Raw genomic sequence first — 417 nt, forward strand, 5'->3', positions numbered from 1 at the left:
TTGATTGCCTGAAATATAAAAAAGGCCCATACTGAAAACGCCATTACCATCGCTAAATAATGGCGCAGATCTGCCCATCGCAGTTAACGATAAAATAAACCAATCGGCTCATAGATAATCTCTATTCTGTATTCAGAGATAATGACCAGAGCGGTAATTCAGGAAGTCAGACAATGATCATTCGGCCAGAACAACACTGGTTTCTTCGCCTATTTGATTGGCACGGCTCCGTGCTGTCGAAAATCATCTTTCGCCTGCTGCTAAATGTGCTGATGTCGATCATCGCCATTATCAGCTATCAATGGTACGAACAGCTGGGGATCCACTTAACCGTGGCGCCGTTCAGCCTGCTGGGGATTGCGATTGCGATTTTCCTCGGCTTTCGCAACAGCGCCAGCTACAGCCGCTTCGTCGAGG

At 47.2% G+C, this 417-nt stretch carries 1 pseudogene; it reads left to right on the forward strand.

From position 1 onward, the window contains the following. Positions 1–173: 173 nt before the first annotated feature. Positions 174–417 (forward strand): annotated as a pseudogene (locus FJV41_RS56150) (hypothetical protein); the annotation flags it as partial.

It is taken from the genome of Myxococcus llanfairpwllgwyngyllgogerychwyrndrobwllllantysiliogogogochensis, from assembly GCF_006636215.1.
In the GTDB taxonomy this organism is placed as follows: domain Bacteria; phylum Myxococcota; class Myxococcia; order Myxococcales; family Myxococcaceae; genus Myxococcus; species Myxococcus llanfairpwllgwyngyllgogerychwyrndrobwllllantysiliogogogochensis.